Annotated in this window: 20 protein-coding genes; 17 read left to right on the top strand and 3 right to left on the bottom strand. The window is 63.5% G+C overall.

The window, feature by feature from the left end; translation table 11 throughout:
• The first annotated feature begins 70 nt into the window (after positions 1–70).
• From ASD31_RS17860 to ASD31_RS17850, 3 genes are all read left to right on the top strand, one after another.
• Positions 71–5,518 (top strand): alpha-2-macroglobulin family protein, encoded by a 5,448-nt coding sequence (locus ASD31_RS17860; RefSeq protein ID WP_056336790.1) that lies wholly within the window; start codon positions 71–73, stop codon positions 5,516–5,518.
• Complete coding sequence (pbpC, locus tag ASD31_RS17855) at positions 5,518–7,602, top strand: penicillin-binding protein 1C (protein ID WP_056336788.1); 2,085 nt, start codon at positions 5,518–5,520, stop codon at positions 7,600–7,602. Before ASD31_RS17860 ends, pbpC begins: the two co-directional genes overlap by 1 nt.
• 130 nt (positions 7,603–7,732) lie before the next feature.
• Entirely contained in the window at positions 7,733–8,239 is a 507-nt protein-coding gene (locus ASD31_RS17850) for a hypothetical protein (RefSeq protein ID WP_056336785.1), read from the top strand.
• A 17-nt stretch (positions 8,240–8,256) separates the two neighbouring features.
• On the opposite strand, the gene ASD31_RS17845 is transcribed toward ASD31_RS17850, so the two are convergent.
• Positions 8,257–9,231 (bottom strand): YihY/virulence factor BrkB family protein, encoded by a 975-nt coding sequence (locus ASD31_RS17845; RefSeq protein WP_056336782.1) that lies wholly within the window; start codon positions 9,229–9,231, stop codon positions 8,257–8,259.
• A gap of 247 nt (positions 9,232–9,478) precedes the next feature.
• On the opposite strand from ASD31_RS17845, the gene ASD31_RS17840 reads away from it, so the two are divergent.
• The 4 genes from ASD31_RS17840 (at position 9,479) to ASD31_RS17825 (ending at position 13,901) form a co-directional block, all read left to right on the top strand.
• On the top strand, positions 9,479–11,413 hold the full coding sequence (locus ASD31_RS17840) for a PAS domain-containing sensor histidine kinase (RefSeq protein WP_056336778.1): 1,935 nt from the start codon (positions 9,479–9,481) through the stop codon (positions 11,411–11,413).
• Positions 11,414–11,546: 133 nt separating this feature from the next.
• On the top strand, positions 11,547–11,969 hold the full coding sequence (gene arsC, locus ASD31_RS17835) for an arsenate reductase (glutaredoxin) (protein ID WP_056336775.1): 423 nt from the start codon (positions 11,547–11,549) through the stop codon (positions 11,967–11,969).
• A gap of 141 nt (positions 11,970–12,110) precedes the next feature.
• Positions 12,111–12,815, top strand: coding sequence for a GntR family transcriptional regulator (locus ASD31_RS17830; RefSeq protein ID WP_056336772.1), 705 nt, complete (start codon positions 12,111–12,113; stop codon positions 12,813–12,815).
• A 123-nt stretch (positions 12,816–12,938) separates the two neighbouring features.
• On the top strand, positions 12,939–13,901 hold the full coding sequence (locus ASD31_RS17825) for a dihydrodipicolinate synthase family protein (protein ID WP_056336769.1): 963 nt from the start codon (positions 12,939–12,941) through the stop codon (positions 13,899–13,901).
• Positions 13,902–14,102: 201 nt separating this feature from the next.
• Here ASD31_RS17825 and ASD31_RS17820 read toward each other — a convergent pair whose 3' ends face one another.
• Positions 14,103–15,140: an Ldh family oxidoreductase gene (locus tag ASD31_RS17820; protein WP_056336765.1), complete on the bottom strand. Its 1,038-nt coding sequence runs from the start codon at positions 15,138–15,140 to the stop codon at positions 14,103–14,105.
• Between the two features lie 151 nt (positions 15,141–15,291).
• Between ASD31_RS17820 and ASD31_RS17815 the strand changes: the two genes are divergently transcribed.
• From ASD31_RS17815 to ASD31_RS17775, 9 genes are all read left to right on the top strand, one after another.
• Entirely contained in the window at positions 15,292–16,809 is a 1,518-nt protein-coding gene (locus ASD31_RS17815; protein ID WP_056336763.1) for an aldehyde dehydrogenase (NADP(+)), read from the top strand.
• 166 nt (positions 16,810–16,975) lie between these two features.
• Complete coding sequence (locus ASD31_RS17810) at positions 16,976–17,782, top strand: transporter substrate-binding domain-containing protein (protein WP_056336760.1); 807 nt, start codon at positions 16,976–16,978, stop codon at positions 17,780–17,782.
• A gap of 69 nt (positions 17,783–17,851) precedes the next feature.
• The gene (locus ASD31_RS17805; RefSeq protein WP_056336757.1) at positions 17,852–18,517 is read left to right on the top strand and encodes an amino acid ABC transporter permease; all 666 of its coding nucleotides are present in this window, start codon (positions 17,852–17,854) and stop codon (positions 18,515–18,517) included.
• Between the two features lie 12 nt (positions 18,518–18,529).
• A complete protein-coding gene (locus ASD31_RS17800) occupies positions 18,530–19,183 on the top strand; it encodes an amino acid ABC transporter permease (protein ID WP_056336754.1) in 654 nt (217 codons plus the stop codon).
• Entirely contained in the window at positions 19,176–19,898 is a 723-nt protein-coding gene (locus tag ASD31_RS17795; RefSeq protein WP_056336752.1) for an amino acid ABC transporter ATP-binding protein, read from the top strand. The genes ASD31_RS17800 and ASD31_RS17795 overlap by 8 nt, the downstream gene beginning before the upstream one ends.
• Positions 19,899–19,905: 7 nt before the next feature.
• The gene (locus tag ASD31_RS17790; protein ID WP_056336748.1) at positions 19,906–21,156 is read left to right on the top strand and encodes an NAD(P)/FAD-dependent oxidoreductase; all 1,251 of its coding nucleotides are present in this window, start codon (positions 19,906–19,908) and stop codon (positions 21,154–21,156) included.
• A 13-nt stretch (positions 21,157–21,169) separates the two neighbouring features.
• Positions 21,170–22,171, top strand: a complete 1,002-nt coding sequence (locus ASD31_RS17785) for a 4-hydroxyproline epimerase (protein ID WP_056336744.1) — start codon at positions 21,170–21,172, stop codon at positions 22,169–22,171.
• Positions 22,168–23,859 (top strand): aconitase X, encoded by a 1,692-nt coding sequence (locus ASD31_RS17780; protein WP_056336741.1) that lies wholly within the window; start codon positions 22,168–22,170, stop codon positions 23,857–23,859. The genes ASD31_RS17785 and ASD31_RS17780 overlap by 4 nt, the downstream gene beginning before the upstream one ends.
• A gap of 11 nt (positions 23,860–23,870) precedes the next feature.
• Entirely contained in the window at positions 23,871–24,899 is a 1,029-nt protein-coding gene (locus tag ASD31_RS17775) for a trans-3-hydroxy-L-proline dehydratase (protein WP_056336738.1), read from the top strand.
• 113 nt (positions 24,900–25,012) lie between these two features.
• On the opposite strand, the gene ASD31_RS17770 is transcribed toward ASD31_RS17775, so the two are convergent.
• Complete coding sequence (locus tag ASD31_RS17770; protein ID WP_056336735.1) at positions 25,013–25,765, bottom strand: SDR family oxidoreductase; 753 nt, start codon at positions 25,763–25,765, stop codon at positions 25,013–25,015.
• Between the two features lie 119 nt (positions 25,766–25,884).
• Here ASD31_RS17770 and ASD31_RS17765 point away from each other — a divergent pair, with 119 nt between their 5' ends.
• A complete protein-coding gene (locus ASD31_RS17765; protein WP_056336731.1) occupies positions 25,885–26,514 on the top strand; it encodes a TetR/AcrR family transcriptional regulator in 630 nt (209 codons plus the stop codon).
• The last annotated feature ends 146 nt before the right edge of the window (positions 26,515–26,660 follow it).

The following is a 26,660-nucleotide window of genomic DNA, read 5'->3' as shown; positions in this document are numbered from 1 at the left end:
GTTGACAAGTTACGGGCAAGACGAAAGAGTGAAACCGGTCAAACGGCAGCGTTGGGGAGGACTTTTGTCTATGCGCGCGCTTATCCGGCTTTCAGCGATCATTCTTGGCGCCATGATGTTCCTGCCCGCGGCTCAGGCGGCGGACCGGCAGGTCGTTCTTACGCAGGATGGCGATTATTTCGGTTTCGACCTCAGGACGGAGCAGGATATTTCCTTGCCCGAATGCGAGAACGCCTGCATAGCGGACGCCTCCTGCCGCGCTTTCACCTATAATCCCAAGGTGAAATGGTGCTTCCTGAAATCCGACTACAACACGCTGAACAGCTTTGCCGGCGCGGTGGCAGGAAAGATCGTTGAAGTGAGCTCCGCCGGCCCCGATATCGGCGCGCCGCCGGCGCTCTCCTTCGTGACCGAACAGCTTGTCGAGGACGCCCGTGTAACCAAGGCCAAACTGGCGCTGGAAGCGGATCAGGAGGGTCAGGGGATCGCCGGACTGAAGGCGGCCGCCTACCGCGAGCTGGCCGCCGGCAATATTGCCCCGGCGCTGAAGGCGTTCCAGGGCGCCCTGGCGATCACGCCGGAAGACGGTGATCTGTGGATCGAGGCGGCCCGTGCCGCCAACCGTGTCTACGGCAATACCGGCTTTGCGGCCCAGGCGGCAATCGCCGCGCTCAATGGCTACCAGCTGACACGGACCACCTCGATGCGCGCCGACGCGCTCGCCGTGCTTGCGACCGCGCTGCAGAATTCGGAGAATTTTCGCGCATCGCTCGGCGCCTACAAGGCGAGCCTCGAACTGGTCGAGGCGCAGACCGTGCGTTCTTCCTACGAGGATCTGAAGGCCCGGCAGGGTTTTCGCGTGACCGAGCACAAGATCGATTCCGACAGTGCCAGCCCACGGGTCTGCGTGCAGTTCTCCGAGCCACTGGTCAAGAGCGGCGTCGATTACGCGCCCTTCGTCATCCTCGATGGCGCCGCCCCCCGGGCGCTCGAAGCCAAGGGCAGCGAAATCTGCGTCGAAGGCCTCAGTCATGGCCAGCGCTACAAGCTGGCACTACGGCAAGGCCTGCCGTCCTCCATCGCCGACGAGCCGCTGGCCGCGCAGGTCAATCTCGATCTCTATATCCCCGATCGCGCCGCGATGGTGCGCTTTACCGGTGACAGCTTCGTCCTGCCGGGAACGGCGCGGCGTGGCATACCGATCGTCTCGGTCAATACGACGAGCGCCAATCTCAAGCTCTACCGCGTCGGCGATCGCAACATCGCTTCGCTTCTCGCCAATTCGCAGTTCCTGACCCAACTCGACGGCTACAGCGCCCGGCGGATCGAGGAGGAAAACGGCGAAATGGTCTGGCAGGGGGCGATCGACATCGCCACCGACCTGAACCGTGACGTTGTCACGAGCTTTCCCGTCGACGAGGCGCTGCCTGAGCGCAAGCCCGGCGTCTATGTCCTGACCGCCGTCTCGGCGACGGGCTCAAGGAACGAATGGGACAGCCAGGCGACGCAATGGTTCGTCGTCTCCGATATCGGCCTGTCCACCTATTCCGGCACGGACGGACTTTCGGTCTTTACCCGCTCGCTCGCCAGTGCCAGGCAATTGCCGGGGCTTGAACTCACCCTGCTTGCCAAGAACAACGAAGTCCTCGGCACCGCCACCACCGACGACGATGGCCGCGCGACATTCGATGCCGGCCTGCTGCGCGGTACGGCCGCGATGTCCCCGGCCGTCATCACCGCCAAAAGCAGCACCGGCGACTATGTGTTTCTCGATCTCACCCGCGCCGGCTTCGATCTGTCGGATCGCGGCGTCACCGGGCGGGCAGCACCCGGCGCCATCGACGTCATGACCTGGACCGAGCGTGGCATCTATCGTGCTGGCGAAACCGTGCATGTGTCCGCCCTTGCGCGCGACAGTGCCTCGGTCGCCATCGAGAAACTGCCGCTCACCTTCATCTTCACGCGCCCCGACGGCGTCGAAGACCGCCGCATCGTCAGCGATGGCGGCCAGGCGGGCGGTTATTCGCTGGATCTTGCGCTGCAGCCGAATGCGATGCGCGGTACCTGGACCGTCCGGCTGTTCACCGATCCGAAGGGCACGGCGATCAGCGAGAAGCAGTTCCAGGTCGACGATTTCGTGCCCGACCGCGTCGAGTTCGACATGAAAAGCACGGCCGAGGCGATCGAGATCGGCACGCCGACGCCGATCACCATCGACGGTCGCTACCTCTACGGCGCCCCGGCGGCCGGCCTTGAATTGGAAGGCGAACTGGCCCTGAAGCCGACCCGCGAAAATGCCGATTTCAACGGCTATGTCTTCGGCCTCGCCGACGAGGAGGCGACGGAAGACAGCCGCACGCCGCTCGAGGGCCTGGTGCCGCTTGACGAGGACGGAAAGGCGAGCTTCGAGGTCGATCTGACGGAAACGCCGTCCACCACCCAGATGCTAAATGCGACGATCACGGTGCGGGTCCAGGAGGCCGGGGGCCGGGCGGTCGAACGATCTCTCGTGCTGCCGGTCAAGGCGGACGGCGCGATGATCGGCATCAAGCCGGAATTCTCGGGCGAGCTGGCGGAAAATGCCGTTGGCAAGTTCCATGTCATCAGCATCGACGCGGACGGCCGCAAGCAGGCGAAAACCGGCCTGAACTGGAAGCTGCTGCGGGTCGAGCAGGATTACCAGTGGTACCGTGACGGCACGACCTGGAAATACGAGCCGGTGCTCTCCACCAAGCAGGTTTCCACCGGCAAGCTCGATCTCACCGAGGATGGCGGCGAGATTTCCCTCTCCGCCGGCTGGGGCCGCTACCGGCTGGAAGTGGAAAGCCCGGAAGCCGACGGGCCGGCCTCAAGCGTGGAGTTCGATTCCGGCTGGTATGTCGCCGCCAGTTCGACCGAAACGCCAGACGGTCTCGAGATCGCCCTGGACAAGGAAAACTATGCTATCGGCGATACCGCCAAATTGCGCATTTCGCCGCGCTTCGCCGGCGAGGTTCTCGTTACCATCGGCTCGGAAAAGCTGGTCGCGACGAAGACGGCGACGATCCCTGCCGAAGGCGGTGAAATCGACATTCCTGTAACGGAGGATTTTGGCGCCGGCGCCTATGTCTCGGCCACCCTCTATCGGCCCGGCGATGCGCAGGAAAGCCGCATGCCGATGCGCGCCATCGGCATCAAATGGCTGCCCGTCGATCCCGCCGAACGCAAGCTTTCCATTACGCTCGACCTGCCGGAAAAGACGCTGCCGCGGCAGACGTTGAATATCCCGGTCGAAGTGGCCGGGGCAGGGGTGGGCGAGGAAGCCTATGTAACGATCGCCGCCGTCGATGTCGGCATTCTCAACCTCACGCGCTATGAAGTCCCCGATCCGGACGGCTGGTATTTCGGCCAGCGCCGTCTCGGCCTGGAAATCCGAGACCTCTACGGACGGCTGATCGACGGTTCGCTCGGCACGACCGGGCGTCTGCGCACCGGCGGCGACGGCGGGCAACTGCCGCTCCAGGGCAATCCGCCCAAGGAAAAACTCGTGGCTTTCTTCTCCGGCCCGGTCGAGCTTGACGCGGATGGCAAGGCCATCGTCAGCTTCGACATTCCGCAGTTCAACGGCACTGCCCGGGTCATGGCGGTCGCCTGGTCGAAGACCGGCGTCGGCCATGCCAGTGCCGATGTCATCATTCGTGATCCCGTCGTCGTCACGGCGAGCCTGCCGAAATTCCTGGCGCCTGGGGACAAGGCGGAACTGCGGCTCGATATCGCCAATACCGATCATCCGGCCGGCGACCTGACACTCCGCTTGACCAGCAGCCCCGCGGTCGTGATCGACACGGCCAAGGCCGAGCAGACCTTCAGCGTTCAGCCGGGCGGGAAATTCGATGTGACATTGCCACTCTCGGCCGTTCATCCCGGTGACGGCGATATTTCGATCGAGCTTTCGAGTGCCGACGGGCTGTCGCTGACGCAATCGGTGTCGGTTCCGGTGCGTCCCGCCGCCCTGCCGGTGACGACGCGTCATCCCGTTACCCTCAGTCCGAATGCAAGCCTCACGGTGGACGGCGAACTGCTGGCCGAAAGCATGTTGCAGGGTTCGGCCGTCAGCATCAATGTGACGCGCTCGGCCGCCTTTGATATTCCGGCATTGCTCACCTCGCTCGACCGCTATCCTTATGGCTGCACCGAACAGACCACCAGCCGGGCCCTGCCGCTCCTTTATCTCAGCGAGCTTTCGGAAAAATCCAGCCTGCCGGAGGATGATGCCGTGAAGGGCCGGGTTCAGGAAGCAATCTATCGGGTACTGTCCAATCAGTCGTCCACCGGCAGCTTCGGGCTCTGGAGCCCCGGTTCGGGCGATCTCTGGCTCGACGCCTATGTCACCGATTTCCTGACGCGGGCGCGCGAACAGAAGTACCAGGTGCCGGACCAGGCCATGGTGCAGGCGCTCGACAATCTGCAGAATGCGCTTAGCTACGATGTCGACATGAAGAGCCAGGGCAATGAGATCGCCTACTCCCTCTATGTCCTGGCACGAAACCGCAAAGCCTCGATCAGCGATCTCCGCTATTATGCCGATACGAAGCTTGCCGAATTTCCGACGCCCCTTTCCAAGGGTCATCTGGCGGCAGCGCTTGCGCTTTATGGCGATGCCCAGCGGTCGGAAAGCATCTTCAGGGAAGCGCTTGAGATGTCTTCGACGGCAGCCTCCATCAGCCTTGCCCGCTCCGACTACGGCTCGCCCTTGCGCGACGATGCCGCCGTCCTGACGCTGGCCGCCGAAAGCCGGCCGGTGCCGACGATCATTCCGCAAATGGCAAAGATCGTCGCGCGCGAATGGGAGCGGCAATCCTATACGAGCACCCAGGAGCAGATGTGGACCCTGCTGGCGGCGCGCGCCATCCAGGGTGGCGACCGGGATCTGATGCTCGAGATCAACGGCGCGCCGCAGAGCGGCGGCTATGCCGCCCGCATGACCGGCGACGACATTCTCGACCAACCGGTCACGGTCACCAACAGGTCGAACGACCCTGTGACGGCGATGGTGACGACGGTGGCGGCGCCGGCCTATCCGCTGCCGGCCGGCGGCAACGGCTTCACCATCGAGCGCAGCTACTACACGCTCGATGGCGAAGCGGCGAATGTCACCGAGGCCCGGCAGAACGAGCGCTATGTCGTGGTCATCAATGCCACCGAAAGCAATGACTGGCCGTCGCGGGTGCTGATCACCGACCTTTTGCCGGCAGGTTTCGAGATCGACAATCCGAGCCTTGTCGATAGCGCGAAATTGTCCAATTTCGAATGGATCGGCGAGGTCGAGGCGGCACATACGGAGTTCCGCAGTGACCGCTTCGTTGCCGCCTTCGACAGATCGGCCGGCGACAACCGATCGATCACGGTTGCTTATGTCGTTCGCGCCGTTACGCCCGGCACTTATGATCATCCGGCCGCCAGTGTAGAGGACATGTACCGGCCGCAATTCTCCGCGCGCTCCGCCATGGGGCGCATGGAGGTCCAGGCGGTCGAATAATGTCGTTCTGGCGAGAAATCTGCGCCGCATGGATTGGCTCCACGCTGTTGTGCATGGCGGCGCTGGCCGGTCTCGATGCCGCCGATCGCGCCTATCCGCCGCCGCTCGATCAGGCGCGCACAGTCTCTGTCGAAGTGCTCGATGCGGACGGCGAGCTTCTGCGCGCCTTTTCCACGCCGGAAGGCCGCTGGCGGCTGCAAACAGCGGCCAAGGACGTCGATCCGCAATTTATCCACATGCTCGTCGCCTATGAGGACCAGCGCTTCTGGCAGCATGGCGGGGTCGATCCATGGGCATTGATGCGAGCTGCCTGGCAGTTCGCCAGTCATGGCCGCATCGTCTCGGGCGCCTCGACGCTTTCGATGCAGGTGGCGCGCCTGATCGAGCCTCGCGAGGAGCGCTCGCTTGCCGCCAAGCTGCGCCAGCTGGCGCGCGCCGTGCAGATCGAGCGGCGGCTGGACAAGGCGGAAATCCTCGATCTCTACCTGACGCATGCGCCCTATGGCGGCAATCTGGAGGGCGTGCGCGCCGCAAGCCTTGCCTATTTCGGCAGGGAGCCACGGCGGCTGAGCGTATCGGAGGCGGCGCTTCTGGTGGCGCTGCCGCAATTGCCAGAGAGGCGCCGTCCCGACCGTCACCGGAAAGCGGCGGAAACCGCGCGTCAGCGCGTCCTCGAACGCATGGCCGTCGCCGCCGTCATCGGGGAAGGGGAGGCGGAGCGCGCCGGGGCGGTTGCCGTCCCCGCCCGGCGCCTGCAGATGCCCGCCTTCGCTGCCCATCTCGCCGAAGCAGCACTGCGCAAGGCGCCGAAGGCCGTCCAGCACCACACGACCTTGCGCCGGACGGTCCAGAGCGGGCTGGAACAGGTGGCCAGGGATGCGGCTGCCCGTCTCGGCCCGAAAGTATCGATCGCCATGGTCATGGCCGATGCGAAGACCGGCGAGATCATCGCCGAGCTGGGATCCGCCGACTATTTCGATGCCAGCCGCTCCGGCTGGATCGACATGACCCGGACCCCGCGCTCGCCCGGTTCGACGTTGAAACCCTTTATCTACGGTCTTGCCTTCGAGGAGGGACTGGTCTCCCAGGAAACCATCATCGAGGACCGTCCCGCCGATTTCTTCGGCTATCGTCCGCGCAATTTCGACATGACCTATCAGGGTGACGTCAGCATCCGCCAGGCACTGCAATTGTCGCTCAATGTCCCGGCCGTGCGGTTGCTCGACAGCGTTGGCCCGAGCCGGCTGATGATGCGCTTCCGGCGCGCCGAGGTCCGGCCGCTCCTGCCGCCGAACGAAACGCCCGGCCTTGCCATCGGGCTCGGCGGGCTGGGCATCGATCTCAAGGACCTGGTGCAACTCTATGCGGCGCTTGCCAATCGCGGCAAGCCGGTGCGGCTTGGCGACGGGATCCATGCCGAGCCGGGCGTGATCGAGGGCGAGCCGCTGCTCGATCCGCCGGCCACCTGGCAGGTCGCCGATATTCTGTCCGGCGTATTGCCGCCCGCCGGTGCCGTCAAGCGCGGCATCGCCTACAAGACCGGAACGAGCTACGGCTACCGCGATGCCTGGTCGGTCGGCTATGACGGCCGCCACGTGCTCGGCGTCTGGGTGGGCCGGCCCGACAATGGCGCGGTTCCGGGCCTGACCGGCTACGCGTCGGCGGCACCCATTCTGTTCGAGGGATTTGCCAAATCAGGGCTTGCCGTCACGCCGCTGCCGCGCGCGCCACCCGGCGCCGTGCGCATTGCCCAGTCGCAATTGCCGATCAGCCAGCGGCGCTTCACGCTCACCGCAAGCGGCCTCGTTTCCGCGACTATCCGGGAAGCGGCCCCGCAGATCGTCTATCCGCCGGAGGGCGCACGCGTCGAACTCGGCGCCGATATGTCCGGCACGCCGATGCCGCTGGTCCTGAAACTACAGGGGGGAAGGGCGCCGTTCCGCTGGCTTGCCAATGGCAGGCCGCTGCCTGAGACCTCGCGCCGCCGCGTCAGCCAATGGCGCCCGGACGGCGCCGGCTATTCGACGCTGACGGTGATCGATGCAGCCGGACGTGCCGCAAGCGTCAGGGTTTTCCTCGATTAAAGATCCATATAACTGCCCGCGAACGCGAGACGTGGCAGATTTGCCGATCCTTCATATATGGCACCGGAGACGCCCTGGTATTTCGTCGTTCGACGACGAGCAATGAAACACGTGAAGCAAAGGCTCGACCATGGTTGATCAATGGGTGGAGGTGAACGACCGGATGCAGCACGGTTATCGATATGCACGCATCGCGCCGGTCGGAGCAGATTTCCATGCCGACTTCAAGCCGGACCTGACGCCTTCCGAAATGCTGGAACTGGGCATTTTCGGCGGAAAATACATGACCGATTGCCGGGAGGAATTTCCGGATGAATGGTTCGAAAACGCCAGGCTTTCTTCCCGGCGCGATCCCAGGCTCAATTTTTTCAAGGTCGCGGCAAGCCAGCCGCTCAGCGTCTGGCAGGCCAAGGGCTGGATCTATCCAGACGATCCGCGCGGCTGGTTCCAGTGGTATTGCCGCTATTTCATGGGCAGGCGGATTGAAGACGAGGACGAACGGCAGGTGAGGCGCTGGAAGGCGATGAGCCGCCATGTCGCGCAGGTCCGCAATCACTGCCATCCGTCCGACTGGTATTGCCGTCCGAAGCAAAGGCAGGCGCTTCTGCAATGGGCCTATGACAGCCGCGCGCTATAGCGCCGCTTTCCTGCATGTCACCTTGCGGCTTCTCCCACCGTGTCGGCCATCACCGCTCCGCGCTCCCCCATCGGAACGGGCGCCCCCGTCGTTGAATCGCAAGTGGTCTGGTGTTCCAACTCGGCATTCAGCTCGGCTCCGACGATGAGGATGGTGATCGAAAGCCAGGTCCACACCATGAAGCCGACGAAGGCGCCAAGGGCTCCATAGGTGGCGTTGTAGGATGCGAAGTTCAGCAGATAGATCGAAAAACCGATCGTCGTGATCGCCCAGGTAAGCGTGCTGAAGGCGGCACCCCAGGTCAGCCAGCGAAGCTTGGCCTTCTCGCGGCTGGGGCCATATCGGTAGATGACGATGGTCGCGCCGCCGGTCAGGAGAAGAACGAACGGCCAGCGGGCGATCTTTGCGAGGAATTCGGTCCACTGGTCGAGATAGAGAGCCTCAAGCACCAGCGGGAGAATGCCGATGATCGCGGTCAGCAGCATGATCACCAGGATAGCTGCGAGCGTGAACCCGAATGCCAGCAGATTGAGCCGCATGAAACTGCGCTTCTCCGTCTCGCCATAGGCAATGTTCATCGCATCGAAAAGCGCCTTGACGCCGCTGGTCGCGCTCCAGAAGGCGAGCATAAGGCTGAGGCCGAAGGCAAAACTCAGCTCCGACTTGCCTTTGCTGACCAGAGCCTCGAGCTGCGGCAGGATCAGTCCGAACGTGCCCGGCGGCAGGATATCGCCCAGAAAACCCATCTGGAGCGCCAGGTCGGCGGGATCGGATATGAAGCCGTAGATGGAAACCAGCAGGCCCATGCCCGGGAACAGGGACAGAAGGATAAAATAGGTCGCCCCGGCCGCAACCAGCGTGACCCGATCGGCAAGGACTTCCGAATAGACCCGCCAAAGCACGTCCCGGAGGCCACGGGCGGGGAGTTGCGAAGGACTTTGCGCATACCGTCCATGGTCCGCATCTTCGCGCGGTTTGGTGTCGTCGGTCATCGCAGATCCGGTTCTGTTCGTAGCAGGGTTTGCGGGTTCCAGAGGTCCGCCGCTGGCGAAGCACAGGATAGCATTCTATTCCAAGCCAATATCAAGCCTTTCGCTTCCTGGGACAACAGGCGATCGCGATGGCGAGCGTCCTCTCGAAAGGTTCGTTGAAAAAGCCGGAAAACAAAGCACTGGCTCGCTGTCTCCCCTTGTCTTTCATCTGCTCCTGTCCACATTACTGCCAATGAATGAGGGTGCCATGACTGCTGTTTCAACCTTGCAAACTCCTGGAATCGAGGGGCGCTATCGACTGCTGGTGGACGCCATCATCGACTATGCTATCTTCATGCTCGACCCGGACGGCACTGTCAGCAGCTGGAATTCAGGAGCGCAGCGCTCGAAAGGGTATTCGCGGGAGGAGATTCTCGGCGAGCATTTCTCCCGCTTCTACCTTCCCGAGGATCGGGCTGCGGGTCTGCCGGAACGGGCCCTGGCGACCGCGGCCTCGGAGGGCCGCTTCGAAAGCGAAGGCTGGCGGATTCGCAAGGACGGCTCGCATTTCTGGGCGCATGTCATCATCGATGCCATTCGAGACCCCTCCGGGCAGCTGCTCGGATATGCCAAGATCACCCGGGATCTTTCCGAGCGGAAGCTGGCGCAAGCCGATCTGCAACGGAGCGAGGAGCAATTTCGGCTTCTCGTCCAGAGCGTCACGGATTATGCGATCTACATGCTCGATCCCGAAGGAACGGTGGCAAGCTGGAATCTCGGGGCGCAGCGGATCAAGGGCTACCGGCCCGAGGAGATCATCGGCCAGCATTTCTCCACCTTCTATATCGACGAGGATCGCCTCAGCCATATGCCCAAACAGGCTCTTGAGATGGCGGCGAAAGAGGGAAGGTTCGAAAAGGAAGGATGGCGGGTTCGCAAGGACGGCACGCGGTTTTGGGCGAATGTCATCATCGACGCCATCCGTGATCACGACGGCACGCTTTTGGGCTTTGCCAAGATCACGCGCGACATCACCGAAAAAAGGGAGGCACAGCGCGCGCTTGAACAGACGCGCCAGGAGCTGTTCCAGGCCCAGAAGATGGAAGCGGTCGGCCAATTGACGGGCGGAATGGCCCATGATTTCAACAATCTGCTGATGGCGGTGCTCGGCAGTCTCGAAATCGCGCGCAAGCGGGCCCTGCAGGGCCGGAACATCATTCCGCTGATCGACAACGCGATCCAGGGCGCCCAACGCGGCGCCGGGCTTACCCAGAGGATGCTCGCATTTTCCCGCAAACAGGAATTGAAACTTCAGCCGACCGATATTTACGACCTGGTGCGCGGCATGACGGATTTGCTGCAACGCGCGATCGGCCCCTCGATCGCCGTTCAGACAAGCTTTCCGCTTGTCTTGCCCAAGGCGCTTTCCGACGCCAACCAGCTTGAAAGCGCCTTGCTCAATCTCGCGGTCAATGCGCGCGATGCAATGCCGGATGGCGGCGCGCTGATGATTGCGGCGAAGGCCCGCACGGTTGCAGCCGGCGATATCGCCGACCTGAAGCCGGGCCGGTATATCTGTCTCTCGGTCACGGACGAAGGGGAGGGAATGGACGCCGAGACGCTTGAAAAGGCGACGGCACCTTTCTTCACGACGAAGGGCATCGGCAAAGGAACGGGGCTGGGACTTTCCATGGTGGCGGGTGTCATGGGTCAATCCGGCGGTAAGCTGGTTCTGGAATCGGCGATCGGCAAAGGAACGACGGCGGTCCTCTGGCTGCCGCAGGCGGAAGAAGGCGATATGCCTGCTGATCTTGCCGGCGAGGCAGCCGATATGGTCGCGGTACGGCCGCTCAGGATTCTGGCCGTCGATGACGATCCTCTCGTGCTGATGAACACGGTGCTCATGCTGGAGGATCTGGGGCATATTCCGGTCGAGGCCACGTCCGGGGAGGATGCCTTGCGGATACTCAAATCCGATCCCGAGATTGGCCTTGTCATCACCGATCACGCCATGCCGCGCATGTCGGGGTCGCAATTGGCAGCGAAAATCCACGAGCAGCAACCGGATATGCGGATCGTGCTGGCCACGGGCTATGCCGAACTGCCAGAAGGCTCGGATCGCAGCCTGCCTCGCCTGGCCAAGCCATTCAGCCAGGACGAACTGGCCTCGATCATCGCCCAAGTCGCCAAAGACCCGCAATAAAGACCGGTGCACCGCCTGGAATTCGGCGCCGCGTTCCAATGGTCAGACGGTTCCGGGCGCGGCGTACGCGCTATAGATCTGAGCGATGACGGCAGTCTTCCTCCCACGCCGCATTGAACGAAAGAGCCTGACCATGGACGCCACTATTTATCACAATCCCGAATGCGGCACGTCTCGCAACGCATTGGCCATGATCCGCCATGCCGGGATCGAGCCTCATGTGATCGAATATCGGGAAAACCCGCCATCCCGCGACCAGCTTATGAAGATGATCGCCGATGCCGGCCTCACCGTGCGCGGGGCGATCCGCGCCAAGGGCACGCCCTATGCGGAACTCGGGCTGGACGATCCGGAATGCAGCGACGACCAGTTGCTCGATGCGATGATCCAGAACCCGATCCTGATCAACCGGCCGTTCGTGGTCACGCCGCTTGGAACACGCCTTGCGCGGCCGTCCGAATTGGTTCTGGAAATCCTTCCCGAGACGCATAGGGGCGCCTTTGCAAAGGAAGACGGAGAGAAGGTTCTGGACAGCGAGGGAAAGCGGATTGTCTGACCTGTCCGCCGCCATCCGCTCGCGAGCCGACCATCCATGATCCGGTGGGTCTTCCTCATCTTTTATTGCGGAAATTTCGGAAACAGTTGATCCGTCCGTCGGCGGAACGTATCTCAATCGTTCACGGAGGATTTCGCCCACATGACCAATATCGACGCGATCGTCATTCCCGAACGCAAGCGAGGCTCCGGCGTGAAGATGGTCTATGACCTTCTGCGCGACGAAATCCTTGATCTGGTGCTGCCGCCCGGAAGCCCGATCGACGAAGTGCAACTGGCGGAGCGTTTCAAGATGTCGCGCACGCCTATCCGCGAGGCGCTGGTGCGGCTTTCGGGTGAGGGGCTGATCGACACGCTGCCAAACCGTTCCACCATGGTGTCGAATATCGATTTCCTCAACATGCATACCTTCTTCGATGCGCTCGTTCTGATGTATCGCGTCACCACCCGGCTGGCGGCGCAATATCATCGCGCCGAGGATCTGCGGGCGATCCGCGCCCACCAGGCCGAATTCGCCGCCGCCGTGCAGGCGCAGGATGCGCTGGCGATGATCGCCACCAATGCGGCTTTCCATTCGGCCATCGCCGAGGCGGGCCGCAATCCCTATTTCATCGGGCTCTTCAACCGGCTTCTCGATGAAGGACGGCGAATCCTGCGGCTATACTACCAGTCCTATGAGGACCGGCTGCCTCAGCGTTTCGTCGATGAGCATGAGGAATTGATCGCCGTCATCGCCGAGCGCGATGTCGAGGCGGCAGATCGGCTGGCGCGCGCCCATGCAGAGCAGATCGTCGAGCAGATTCGCAAGCTTTTCGTCCGGGAAGAGCGTCTGGATATCGCATTGTGATTCACTGTCGAATTCTTGTCGACAAATAAAATGCAAATGGTATTATGGTTTTCGAAGGCGCAGAATCGAGCGCCGGCGAGACGTGGCGCCCTGCTGGCAAAGGCAGGCTAAGAGGAGTTCGACATGAAGGCCCAGATTTTTTCCGGCGTGATCCCGGCGCTGATGACCCCTTGCAAGGAAGACCGCAGCCCCGATTTCGATGCGCTCGTCCGCAAGGCGAAGGAACTGATCGGCGAAGGCATGTCGGCCGTCGTCTATTGCGGTTCGATGGGTGACTGGCCGCTTCTGACCGACGCACAGCGCATGGAAGGCGTGGAGCGCCTGGTGAAGGCCGGCGTACCGGTTATCGTCGGCACCGGCGCTGTCAATACCGCCTTGGCAGTCGCCCATGCGGCGCATGCGCAGAAAGTCGGCGCGCAGGGCCTGATGGTGATCCCGCGCGTCCTGTCGCGTGGATCGTCGGTGGTCGCGCAGAAGGCGCATTTCAAGGCCATCTTGGCCGCCGCACCTGACCTTCCGGCGGTGATCTACAACAGCCCCTATTACGGTTTTGCCACCCGCGCGGACCTGTTCTTCGCGCTGCGCGCCGAACATTCCAACCTGGTCGGCTTCAAGGAATTCGGCGGTGCCGCCGACATGCGCTATGCGGCCGAGAACATCACCAGCCGCGATGACGGCGTTTCGCTGATGATCGGCGTCGATACCTGCGTGTTCCAGGGCTTCGTGAATTGCGGCGCGACCGGCGCGATCACCGGCATCGGCTGCGTCCTGCCGAAGGAAGTCATCCATATGTGCAATCTCGCACAGGCGGCCGCGGCCGGCGATGTTGACGCCCGGCAGCGTGCGCTGGAACTGGAACAGGCGCTGGCCGTGCTGTCGTCCTTCGACGAAGGCCCGGACCTCGTTCTCTACTTCAAGCACATGCTGGTCCTGAAGGGTGACAAGCAATATGAACTGCATTTCAACGAAACCGACGCCCTGACCGAGAGCCAGCGCGGCTATGTCGAGGCGCAGTTCAAGCTGTTCAACACCTGGTATGCCGAATGGAGTAAGCTCCCCGGCGCCGTCCAGACATACAAGGCATAAGCCTTAGTATTCCCAAGCGAAAGGCTCTCCCCTGTGGAGGGCCTTTTTTGTTTGGCCATGACCGATTGGCTTGCCCACTCTCGACGTCATCCTCGGCCTTGAGCCGAGGATCCACCAGCGTGGTCGGAGCATGGATACTCGGGTCGAGCCCGAGTATGACAGAAGAGAGAGCAGAGCGCGCGGTGGACACGCAGGCCGCGATCAGGCGATCGCGTCGAGCCCCATCTCCAGCAGGCGGGCGAGCTGTTCCATCTCGGCGGCCGTTAGCGTGACGCCCTCCGTTTGCGAGGTCTTGCGAGCCATGAACCGGCGCTGCGAGGGCAGGCGGGCACCCTGGCCGACAATGGCGTCGAACAGGAGTTCGGCGCGGGCGAAGGGATCGCCGGGCCGGCCGGCGGCAAACGCTTCCGGCGACATGGCGATGATGAGTTCGCCGTGGAACGGGGCCAGCGTCGTCGTGCCGAGATAGTCGAGCACTTCCGGGCTCGTCAGGTCGCCGATCATGATGCCGGCGAGCAGTTCGATCATCGTGCCGATCGCCGAGCCCTTGTGGCCGCCGAAGGGCAGCATGGCGCCGGCAAGAGCGGCATCCGGGTCGGTGGTCGGATTGCCTCCAGCGTCGATCGCCCAGCCTTCCGGCAAAGGCTTTCCGGCACGGCGGTGCAGTTCGATCTCGCCGCGGGCGGCAACGGAGGTCGCGAAGTCGAAAACATAAGGCGACTGGTTCGGGCGCGGCCAGCCGAAGGCGAAGGGATTAGTGCCGAGCAGCGGCCTGTTGCCGCCGGTCGGGGCCACGGTCGCATAGCTCGGGCACATGACGAGGCCTGCCAGGCCCTCGTTGGTCACGGCTTCCACCTCCGGCCAGAGCGCCGAAAAATGGGTGCAGTCGTTGATGACGAGGGCGGCGATGCCCAGCTTGCGGGCGCGTTCGGCAAGGGCCGGCAGGCCGAGCTCGAAGGCCGGATTGGCGAAGCCGCCGCTGGCGTTTACCTTGACAATGGCGGAACCCTCGTTCAAGTCCAGTTCCGGTACCGCATCCGGCTTTACCTTGCCGGCCTTCACCGTGCGCAGGGCGCCCTCGATCCGGAAGATGCCGTGCGATTTGCAGGCATCTCGCTCCCCGGCCACGATCACCCGGGCAAGGGCGCCGGCCTGGATGGCGTTGAGCCCGGCCTTGCGGAAGATGGTATCGACGCGCTCCTGAAGTGCGGCGATCGTCAGGGTGGTGGTCTCGCTCATCATGCGTCTCCTGGCTTGGCCTGACCGGGACGGGCAGGGTGGTTGATGTTGTGCATACATAGAGTATACAGGGCTTCATGCGGCAAGTGCAATTCGCTATGGACCGATTCTTGTCGAAGTGCACGCCGGGTTCTCAAGAAAGGAACGTCAGATGGTCTTCAATCCCAAGGGAAAACACCTCGTCGCGGGCGAATGGCTCGACGGGGCTGGAACTTTCGCCTCCACGCCGGCGAAGGGTCCGGTCCACGCCTTTGCCGTCGGCACCGTGGACCTGGTGAACCGCGCCTGCGAGGCGGCCGAGGAGGCTTTCTGGAGCTATGGTTATTCCTCGCGCGCCGAGCGTGCCGCCTTCCTGCGCGCCATTGCCGACGAGATCGAGGCCCGTGCCGAGGCGATCACCGAGATCGGCAGCCAGGAAACCGGCCTGCCGGAGGCGCGGCTGCAGGGCGAGCGGGGCCGCACGACCGGCCAGCTGCGGCTCTTCGCCGATCATATCGAGAGCGGCGCCTATCTCGACCGCCGCGTCGATGCGGCATTGCCCGACCGCCAGCCGGCAGCACGCCCGGAAATCCGGCTCGTCCAGCGGCCGATCGGCCCGGTCGCCGTCTTCGGCGCCTCGAACTTCCCGCTCGCCTTCTCGACGGCCGGCGGCGATACGGCAGCGGCCTTGGCTGCCGGTTGCCCGGTCGTGGTCAAGGGGCATTCGGCCCATCCCGGCACCGGCGAGATCATCGCGGAGGCGATCGAAGCCGCCATCCGCAAGACCGGCGTCCATCCAGGCGTCTTCTCGCTGATCCAGGGCGGCAACCGCGAGGTTGGTCACGCGCTGGTACAGCATCCGCTCATCAAGGCCGTCGGCTTCACCGGCTCGCTGGCCGGTGGGCGTGCGCTGTTCGATCTCTGCGCCGCGCGGCCCGAGCCTATTCCCTTCTTCGGCGAACTCGGCTCGGTCAACCCGATGTTCCTGCTGCCCGAGGCGCTGAAGGCGCGGGCCGAAGGGCTCGGCCAGGGTTGGGCGGGCTCGCTCACCATGGGCGCCGGGCAATTCTGCACCAATCCCGGCATTGCCGTTGTGGTCGAAGGTGCCGACGCAGACCGCTTCACGGCAACCGCTGCCGAGGCGCTCGGCAAGGTGGCGCCGCAGACCATGCTGACGGACGGGATCGCGAAAGCTTATCAGGACGGGCAGGCACGCTTTGCCACCCGCAACACCGTCAAGCCGTTGGTCGTGACTGAATCCGCGGGCCGCGCCGCATCGCCCAATCTGTTCGAGACGACGGGCGAGAAGTTCCTGTCCGACCATGCGCTGGGTGAAGAGGTCTTCGGACCGCTTGGCCTCGTGGTTCGCGTAGGTTCGGTGGACGAGATGGAACATCTGGCGCGCGGCTTCGAGGGCCAGTTGACCATGACCATTCATATGGACACGGCCGATCTGCAGGCTGCGCGGCAGCTGCTGCCGGTGCTGGAACGCAAGGCGGGCCGGGTTCTGGTGAACGGCTTCCCGACTGGCGTTGAGGTGGTCGATTCCATGGTGCATGGAGGCCCCTATCCGGCCTCCACCAATTTCGGCGCAACCAGCGTCGGCACCCTGTCGATAAGGCGCTTCCTGCGGCCCGTTTCCTACCAGAACCTGCCGGAAGAACTGCTGCCTGACGATCTGCGCGCCTGATCATGAGGCACCGGGAGGCCTTCCGGTTAGACTGGCCTCCCGGAGAATGTCGAATTCCGATTTCTTCGACATCTGTATACATTTTGTATTTTTAGCTTGATTTCTGCTTGCGGTGAGGAATAGGGATAGAACTGTCATCGACAGACCAACTCAGGGAGAGAGTTAAATGAGAATTCCGGTCCTCGCATTCGGCCTCCTGGCCGCCACCGCACTGACCAGCCCGGCCCAGGCCGACAAGCTGGATGACATCATCTCGTCAGGCACGCTGCGCTGCGCCGTTGTGCTCGACTTCCCGCCAATGGGTTCGCGCGACGACAGTAACAATCCGATCGGCTTCGACGTCGATTATTGCAACGATCTGGCCAAGGCGCTCGGCGTTACTGCCGAAATCGTCGAAACCCCGTTCCCGGAGCGGATTCCGGCACTGATGTCGGGCCGCGTGGATGTGGGTGTCGCTTCGACCTCCGACACGCTGGAGCGCGCCAAGACCGTCGGCATGTCGATCCCCTATTTCGCCTTTGAAATGGCGGTCACCGCCAATGAAAAGTCGGGCATCAAGTCCTTCGACGAGATGAAGGGCAAGGTTGTCGGCGCCACCGCCGGTACCTTCGAGGCCATCGCGCTCGAAGCGCAGGTCAAGGCCTGGGGCGAGGGCGAGTTCCGTCCCTACCAGACGCAGGCGGACGTGTTCCTTGCGCTGAGCCAGGGTCAGCTCGACGCCACCGTCTCCACATCGACCGTGGCGCAGGCCAATGTCAAGACCGGCAAGTTTCCCGGGATCGCGGTCGTCGGCAAGGCGCCGTTCGATGTCGACTATGTGGCTCTCTTCACCAACCGTGAGGAATACGGCCTGATCAACTACCTCAACCTGTTCGTCAACCAGCAGGTTCGTACCGGCCGTTATGCCGAGCTTTACGAAAAATGGGTCGGCGGCGAACTGCCGGACCTGTCGGTCAAGGGCGTTTACCGCTAATCTGACCGCTTCTCTGCGGCGCGGGGCAAATGCCCCGTGCCGTTCGTCCTTTCCGAGAGGTAAGACGGCATGTTCAACTACACCTTCCACTGGAACCAGGCGCTGCGGGCCTTGCCGCAGATGCTCGACGGCGCTCTGGTGACGCTGGAGATCGCGCTTCTGTCGATGGCCATCGGCCTGGCCTGCGCAATGGTCCTGACCCTGTTCCGCCTGTCCGGCAATCGCGTCCTCAGCGGTTTTGCAGCAGTCTGGGTCGAGGTCGCGCGCAATACGCCGGCGCTGTTCCAGATCTACATGGCCCATTTCGGCCTCGGCAATTTTGGTATTCATCTCAGTCCCTATGCGGCACTGCTCGCCGGCATCGCCTTCAACAATGCGGGCTATCTGGCGGAGAATTTCCGTGGTGCGCTGAAGGCCATTCCCGATACCCAGGCGCGCGCCGGCCGTTCGCTCGGCATGTCCTCGCTGCAGGCTTTCCGGTATATCGTCATGCCGCAGATGCTGCGCATCGCCTTCCTGCCCGCCACCAACCAGATGGTCTGGGCGATCCTGATGACCTCGCTCGGCGTCACCGTCGGCATGAATACGGATCTTGCCGGCATCACCCAGGAGCTGAATGCCCGCTCCTTCCGCACCTTTGAATTTTTCGCGCTGGCCGCGGTGATCTACTATGTGATCGCCAAGGCCGTTACGCTGGCAGCCCGGGCCTTCGCCTCGCGCATGTTCCGTTACTGAGGGGTGAGAGAGATGTTCGAAACCGCCCTCACCTGGAGTGATCTCGCCTTCCTTGCGCAGGGCGCGGGGATGACGCTTCTGGTCACCGCCGTCTCCGTCACCGCAGGCACCGTGCTCGGCGTTATTTTCGGGGTTATCCGCTTCCAGGTCGGCCCTTACTGGTCGATACCGCTGACCTTCGTGCTTGATGTGTTCCGTTCGGTGCCGCTGCTCATCCAGCTGGTCCTCGGCAATGCCTTTCAGTCCATCGCCAGGCTCGGCTGGCCTCCTTTCACCACCTCCTGCGTGATCCTGTCGCTCTATACGGCGGCCTATTGCACGGAAATCGTGCGCGGCGGCATTTCCTCCGTGCCGGTGACGACGCGACGCGCGGCCCGCTCGCTCGGCATGACCTGGTGGCAGGACATGCGCTATATCGTGGCGCCGCTCGCCACGCGTGTCTCGCTTCCGTCCTGGATCGGACTGACGCTCGGCGTGATGAAGGATTCCGCCCTCGTGCTCTGGCTCGGCCTGATCGAGCTTCTGCGCGCCTCGCAGATTCTCGTCACCCGCCTGCAGGAACCGCTGTTCATCCTGATGATATGCGGCGCCATCTATTTCATCCTCAGCTTCCCCGTCGCCCGGCTCGGCGGATATCTCGAAAAACGGTGGTCTCCCAATGATTGAGATTGAAAATGTCCGCAAATCCTTCGGCGCGCTGGAGGTCCTCAAGGGTATCGATCTCACCGTCAGCAAGGGCGAAGTGGTCACGGTCATCGGCGGCTCGGGCTCAGGAAAATCGACGCTACTCACTTGCATCAACGGTCTGGAACCTATCGATTCCGGCCGGATCACGCTCGACGGCACCGATGTCCACGCCAAGGGCACGGACCTCAACAAGCTGCGCAGCAAGGTCGGGATCGTGTTCCAGCAGTGGAATGCCTTCCCGCATCTGACCGTGCTCGAAAACGTCATGCTGGCGCCGCGCAAGGTGCTTGGCCTGGCGAAGGATCGGGCCGAGGAGATCGCGGTCAAGCAATTGACCCATGTCGGCCTGGCCGAGAAGCTCTCGGTCTATCCGAACCGCATGTCTGGCGGCCAGCAGCAGCGCATGGCAATCGCCCGGGCGCTCGCCATGTCGCCGGAATATATGCTGTTCGACGAGGTGACCTCCGCACTCGACCCGATGCTGGTGGGCGAGGTGCTCGACACGCTGCGCATGCTCGCTTCGGAGGGGATGACGATGATCTGCGTGACCCATGAAATGAAGTTCGCGCGCGAAGTCTCCGACCGCGTGGCGTTCTTCCACCAGGGCGTCATGGCCGAAATCGCCTCGCCGGAACAGCTGTTCGACGCGCCGCAGCACGTCGAGACCCAGAAATTCCTTGCTGCGACGCATTGAGGGCATGATGAAAAACCAGGGTCAGCCCGATGTGATCGTCATCGGTGCCGGCGTCGTGGGACTTTCCACGGCATTGGCGCTTCAGTTGCGGGGCCTTTCGGTGACGGTACTGGACCGGGAAGGTCCGGCCGCCGGCGCCTCTGCCGGCAATGCCGGGGCTTTTGCCTTTACCGATATCCTGCCGCTCGCTTCGCCCGGCATCCTTAAGAAGGCGCCGAAATGGCTGCTCGATCCGCTGGGGCCGCTGAGCGTGCCGCCGGCCTATGCGCTGAAGATCGCGCCCTGGATGTTCCGCTTCTGGCGCGCCTGTTCGCCAAGGCATGTGGCCCATTCGACGGCGGCGCAGACGGCGCTGATGGATCTCTCGAAGGCAGAGCTTGAACCTTTCCTCGATCAGACCGGCACGCTGCACATGCTGCGCAAGGAGGGAAACCTCCAGGTCTATGAGAGCAAGGCGGAGCTTGACGCCTCGCTTCCCGGCTGGACAGTGCGGGAAAAGCACGGGATCGAATTCCGGCACCTCGATGCCGGCGGCATGGCCGAGATCCAGCCGGGCCTCGCGCCGCGCTTCACCCATGGCACCTTTACCCCCGGCTGGTACTCGATCGCCGATCCGAAGCTTTACACACTTGCGCTGGCTGATCGTTTCCGCTCCAAGGGCGGCGTCATCGAGCGCGCCGAGGTCAAGGGGCTGAAGCCTGTCGAGGGCGGGGTCGAGATCTTGGGCGCGGACGGCAGTACGCGGCGGGCGGCGCAGGTGGTGGTCTCGGCCGGCGCCTTCTCGCACAGGATCGCGCGAACCATCGGCGAGAACATTCCGCTGGAAACCGAACGTGGCTACAATACCACGCTTCCCTCCGATGCCTTCGACGTGCGCACCCAGGTGACGTTCGGCGGACACGGATTCGTCGTCACGCGGCTTTCGACAGGCATCCGCGTCGGCGGCGCCGTCGAATTGGGCGGGCTCGACCTGCCGGCGAATTTCCGACGCTCCGAGGCCATGCTGAAAAAGGCGCAGTCCTTCCTGCCCGGACTGAAATCTGAGGGCGGGGTGCAATGGATGGGTTTCCGTCCGTCGCTGCCCGACAGCCTGCCGGCGATCGGCCGCGCCCGCGCCACGCCTCGTGTGGTCTATGCTTTCGGCCACGGCCATCTCGGCCTCACCCAATCGGCGGGCACCGCCCGGCTGGTTACCGACCTGCTGACGGCGCAGGCGCCCGCCATCGACATCGCTTCCTTCTCGCCTCAACGCTTCTGACAGAGGTTCACCCATGGCCACCCATACATTCTCCTGCATCGACGGACATACCTGCGGCAATCCGGTCCGCCTCGTTTCGGGCGGCGGTCCGCGCCTTGAGGGCGCCAACATGCTGGAAAAGCGCGCCCATTTCCTGCGCGAATTCGACTGGATTCGCACCGGGCTGATGTTCGAGCCGCGCGGCCACGACATGATGTCCGGCTCGATCCTCTATCCGCCGACGCGACCCGATTGCGACGTGGCGGTGCTGTTCATCGAGACCTCCGGCTGCCTGCCCATGTGCGGCCACGGCACCATCGGCACGATCACCATGGGCATAGAGAACGGCCTGATCACCCCGCGCGAGCCGGGCAGGCTGTCGATTGACGCGCCGGCCGGCAAGGTTGATATCACCTACCGCCAGGAGGGCCGCTTCGTCGAGGAAGTGCGCCTGACCAATGTTCCCGGCTTCCTCTATGCGGAAGGCCTGACGGCCGAGGTCGAGGGCCTGGGCGAGATCGTCGTGGATGTCGCCTATGGCGGCAATTTCTACGCCATCGTCGAGCCGCAGAAGAATTTCCGCGACATGGCCGACCACACCGCCGGCGAACTGGTGGGCTGGAGCCCGAAGCTGCGTGCCGCGCTCAACGCCAAATACGAATTCGTCCACCCGGAACATCCGGAAATCCGCGGTCTCAGCCATATCGAATGGACCGGCCAGCCGACCGTCGAAGGTGCCCATGCCAGAAACGCCGTGTTCTACGGCGAAAAAGCCATCGACCGTTCGCCCTGCGGCACCGGAACTTCGGCGCGCATGGCGCAGCTTGCGGCCAAGGGCAAGCTGAAGGTCGGTGATGAATTCGTGCATGAATCGATCATCGGGTCGCTGTTCAAGGGCCGCGTCGAGGCGGCGGCGAAGGTCGCGGGCCGGGATGCGATCATCCCCTCCATTGCCGGCTGGGCGCGGATGACCGGCATCAATACGATCTTCATCGATGACCGCGATCCCTTCGCCCATGGCTTCGTCGTGAAATGAGCGACTTGGCGGCGGCTCGCAGCATTCTCGGTGGCTCGGCCGATGGCCCTGTCATCGCCACCGGGGAGGCACTGAGCTTCTGGGGCGGGGTCGATCCCGCCACCGGGAGCGTGATCGACGTGCACCATCCGTTGCACGGCACCTGTCTTACCGGCGGCATCCTCGTCATGCCGTCGAGCCGCGGCTCCTGCACCGGCTCGGGCGTTCTGCTCGATCTCGTTCTCACCGGCCGCGCGCCGGCAGCGCTGGTGTTTTCTGAGGCCGAGGACGTTCTGACGCTCGGCGCGTTGATCGCGTCTGAAATGTTCGGCAAGCCGCTGCCCGTGCTGCGCCTTGCACCGGAGGCCTTTGCGGCACTGTCGCGCGCTAACACCGCCCGCATCACCGCTACGGCGATCGAAGCCGACGGTCTGTCTCTTCCTGTCGCCCCGCCCGCAATTGCGGCTCTCGACCTCACTAAGGCCGATCATGCCATGCTTGACGGACGTGACGGTATCGCGGTGCAGCAGGCCATGCGGATCATCTGCGCCATGGCGGTGCAGCAGGGCGCGAAAAGCCTTGTCGATGTTACCCAGGTTCATATCGACGGCTGCATCTATGCGAGCCCCGCCAACCTGACCTTCGCCGAGAAGATGGTGGAAATGGGTGCCAAGATCCGCGTGCCGGCGACGATGAACGCCATCTCGGTCGATCGCTCCAACTGGCAGGCGCAGGGTGTTCCGTTCCCCTTCGGCGATCCTGCTGCGCGGCTGGCCGACGCCTATGTGCGGATGGGCTGTCGCCCCACCTTCACCTGCTCGCCCTATCTGCTCGACACGGCGCCGCAAGCCGGCGAAACCATTGCCTGGGCGGAATCCAATGCGGTGATCTTCGCCAATACCGTGCTTGGCGCCCGCACGGCGAAACATCCGGATTTCCTCGATCTCTGTATTGCGCTGACCGGCCGTGCACCTCTCTCGGGCGTCTATCTCGACATCCATCGCAAGGCCCGGCGCATCATCGACGTGGAATTGCCCGAAGCGGTTGACGATGCGTTCTGGCCGCTGATCGGCTATCTTGCCGGTCGCGTGGCGCCAGACCGTATTCCGTTGTTGCGCGGGCTCGCCACGGCAAAACCCTCGCGTGACGACCTGAAGGCGCTTTGTGCCGCCTTCGGCACCACATCGGCCGCGCCGATGCTGCATATCGAGGGCGTGACGCTCGAGGCCGATGGTGCTGCCGCCGAAGATGCCGATCAATCCGCCATCTCCCGCGCCGACATGATCGCGGCCTGGAGGCACCTGAATGACGGACCGGAAGAGGTCGAACTCGTCGCCATCGGCAGTCCGCATGCCTCGCTGTCCGAATGTCGCGTGCTGGCCGATGCGCTTGCCGACCGCAAGCGCCACGCGGATGTCGCGGTGATCGTCACGGCCGGCCATCAGGTTATTTCCGAAGCGCGGGACGAGGGGACGCTTGCCCGGCTGGAAGCGAGCGGCGTGCAGGTGCTGCCTGACCTCTGCTGGTGCTCGATCTCCGAGCCGGTCTTCCCGACGCGGACTCGGGCACTGATGACCAATTCCGGCAAATATGCCCATTACGGCCCGGGACTTTCCGGCCGGGCCGTCCGCTTCGGCAATCTTGCCGATTGCGTCGAGGCAGCGCTGACCGGGCGCGTTCCGCCGCGACGGCCGGAGTGGCTTTCCTGAGGAGTTCCAAAATGCGCAGCACGAAGACCATCCATGTGATTTCCGCCCATGCCGAGGGTGAGGTCGGCGACGTGATCGTCGGCGGCGTGACGCCGCCGCCCGGCGATACGATCTGGGAACAGAGCCGCTGGATCGCCAAGGACAATGTGCTGCGCAATTTCGTGCTGAACGAGCCGCGCGGCGGCGTCTTTCGCCATGTCAATCTGCTGGTGCCGCCGAAACACCCGGACGCCGATGCCGCCTTCATCATCATGGAACCGGAAGACACGCCGCCCATGTCCGGCTCGAATTCCATCTGCGTGTCGACGGTGCTGCTCGACAGCGGCATCCTGCCGATGACCGAGCCGGTGACCGAAATCATCCTCGAAGCTCCGGGCGGGCTCGTGCGCGTGCGAGCGGAATGCCGCAATGGCAAGGCCGAGCGCATCTTCGTGCAGAACCTGCCGAGCTTTGTCGAACGCCTGGATGTCACGCTCGAGGTCGAGGGGGTGGGCACGCTCACCGTGGATACCGCCTATGGCGGCGACAGTTTCGTCATCGTCGATGCCGAAAAGATGGGTTTCAGCCTGAAGCCTGACGAAGCGCACGACATTGCCCGCCTCGGCGTCCGGATCACCAATGCGGCGAATGCCGCGCTCGGCTTCCATCACCCGGAAAACCCCGATTGGCGGCATTTCTCCTTCTGCCTCTTCGCCGGTCCGGTGGAGCGTACCGAAGAGGGCCTGCGTGCTGGTGCTGCGGTGGCAATCCAGCCCGGCAAGGTCGATCGCTCGCCCACCGGCACGGCGCTGTCGGCGCGCATGGCGGTCCTGCATGCCCGCGGGCAGATGGGATTGGAGGATAGCCTGACAGCGGTCTCGCTGATCGGCTCCACTTTCACGGGCCGTATCCTTGGTACGACCACGGTGGGCGGCCAGCCGGCGATCCTGCCGGAAATTTCCGGCCGGGCCTGGATCACCGGCACCCATCAGCACATGCTCGACCCCTCGGATCCCTGGCCGGAAGGCTACCGGCTGACGGACACCTGGGGTGCGCGCTGAGGCTAGGTTTCGTCAGTCTCCCAGAGAGTCTTGTGGTCCACTAAGCAAAGGCCGGCACGGGGATATCGCGCCGGCCTTTCGAGTGAGTTCTCCAGCCAAAGCTCAGGGCCGGATCACCAGGGAAGCGGGCCGCTCGCGCCCGAAAATCCGCCTGTCGGAGCGTTTGCGCCAAGCAGCGCGAGACGCACGGGTTCACGGGCAGCCTCTTCGACCGTCTGCGTACCCTCGAAATTATTGAGGTCCGTTGCGGTGAAGCCCGGGCAGACGGCGTTAACCTTGATATTGGTCGTTTCCAGTTCCAGCGCGAAGGCCAGCGTAATGGCGTTGAGGGCCGTCTTCGACGGGCTGTAGACGGCGCCGAAAACCGAGCGATAGGGGTTGGACGGATCCGAGTTCATGGTCAGCGAGCCGACGGCGCTGGAGACATTGACGATGCGCGCGGCCGGTGCTTCCCGAAGCAGCGGCAGCATGGTCTGCGTAACGACGAAAACACCGAACACATTTGTCTCGAACACCGCCCGTACCTCCTCGATGGAAGCGATGCTCGGCCGGCCGGATGCCACGACCTCATGGAGCGACCTGCCTGGCTTTCCCGCATGCGAGATGCCGGCATTGTTCACCAGTACATCGAGGCGGCCGAATTCTTCGCGGATGCGCCCCTCGGCAGCGGCGATCGAGGCCTTGCTGGTAACGTCGAGCTGCAGTGCGCGGGCATCCGGTCCGACGCTCCTTGCGGCTGTCGTCCCCTGGTCGAGATTGCGCGATCCGACAAGGACGGTGAAGCCCTGCGCGGTGAGGTCCTTGGCGATCTGGAGACCAATTCCCTTGTTGGCTCCAGTGACGAGGGCGACGGGTTTGTTCTGCATGATATTCTCCTATAGCCTGCCGACATGTGGCGAATGTCGTCGTTCCGTGTTATTTTGGTAAAGCGGAACGACATTCCGTTTTATATGGAACATTGTTCCGTTTTGCAAGTGGGTGAGTTGTGAACGAGGAATCGAAGCATCAGGAGAGCAGTCCGGAGCCGGCTGGGCGTACCGACCGGCGCGTTCGTGCCGATGCGCAACGCAGCGTCGATGCGCTGCTCGATGCAGCCAAGGCGGTCTTTGCGACCTCAGGCGTCGATGCCCCGGTGCGGGAGATCGCGGAGAAGGCGGGCGTCGGCATCGGCACCGTCTACCGGCACTTTCCGCAACGCTCCGATCTCGTCGCCGCCGTCTTCCGCCAGGAGGTCGATGCCTGCGCGCAAGCCGCCGCGGTCCTCGCAGCCGAGCATGAGCCCGGCGAAGCGCTGGCGCGCTGGATGCAACGCTATGCGGATTTCATAGCCACCAAGCGCGGGCTGGCTTCGGCATTGCACTCCGGCGATCCGACCTTCGACAGTCTGCCCGCCTATTTCCAGCAGCGGCTTCACCCTGCTCTCCGCACGCTCATCGATGGAGCGGCGGCGGTCGGAGCGGCCCGCGGCGATATCGACGCAGACGATCTCTTGAGTGCGGTCGCAAGGCTTTGCATGTCCGCCAACGATGACAAGCCGGACCATGCGCGGCGCATGGTTGCCCTGCTTGTCGACGGCCTGCGCTACGGTGCGACTTCATCGAAGGACGGAAAATGATGACGGCGTCATCGCCCTGCGGAGGATGACGCTCAAGCCGGATCTGAACTTCAGCCTTAGACTCGACGCGACCGTTTCCGTCTACGGCGCAAAGAGAACTTTCTTCCCGCCCGGACTGGCGCAAGATGCGCCGCGTGAACAGGCTC

Source organism: Rhizobium sp. Root482, assembly GCF_001426565.1.
Classification (GTDB): domain Bacteria; phylum Pseudomonadota; class Alphaproteobacteria; order Rhizobiales; family Rhizobiaceae; genus Pararhizobium.
The sequence above is the reverse complement of the archived record's forward strand: the minus strand, read 5'-3'. Positions and strand labels throughout refer to the sequence as shown.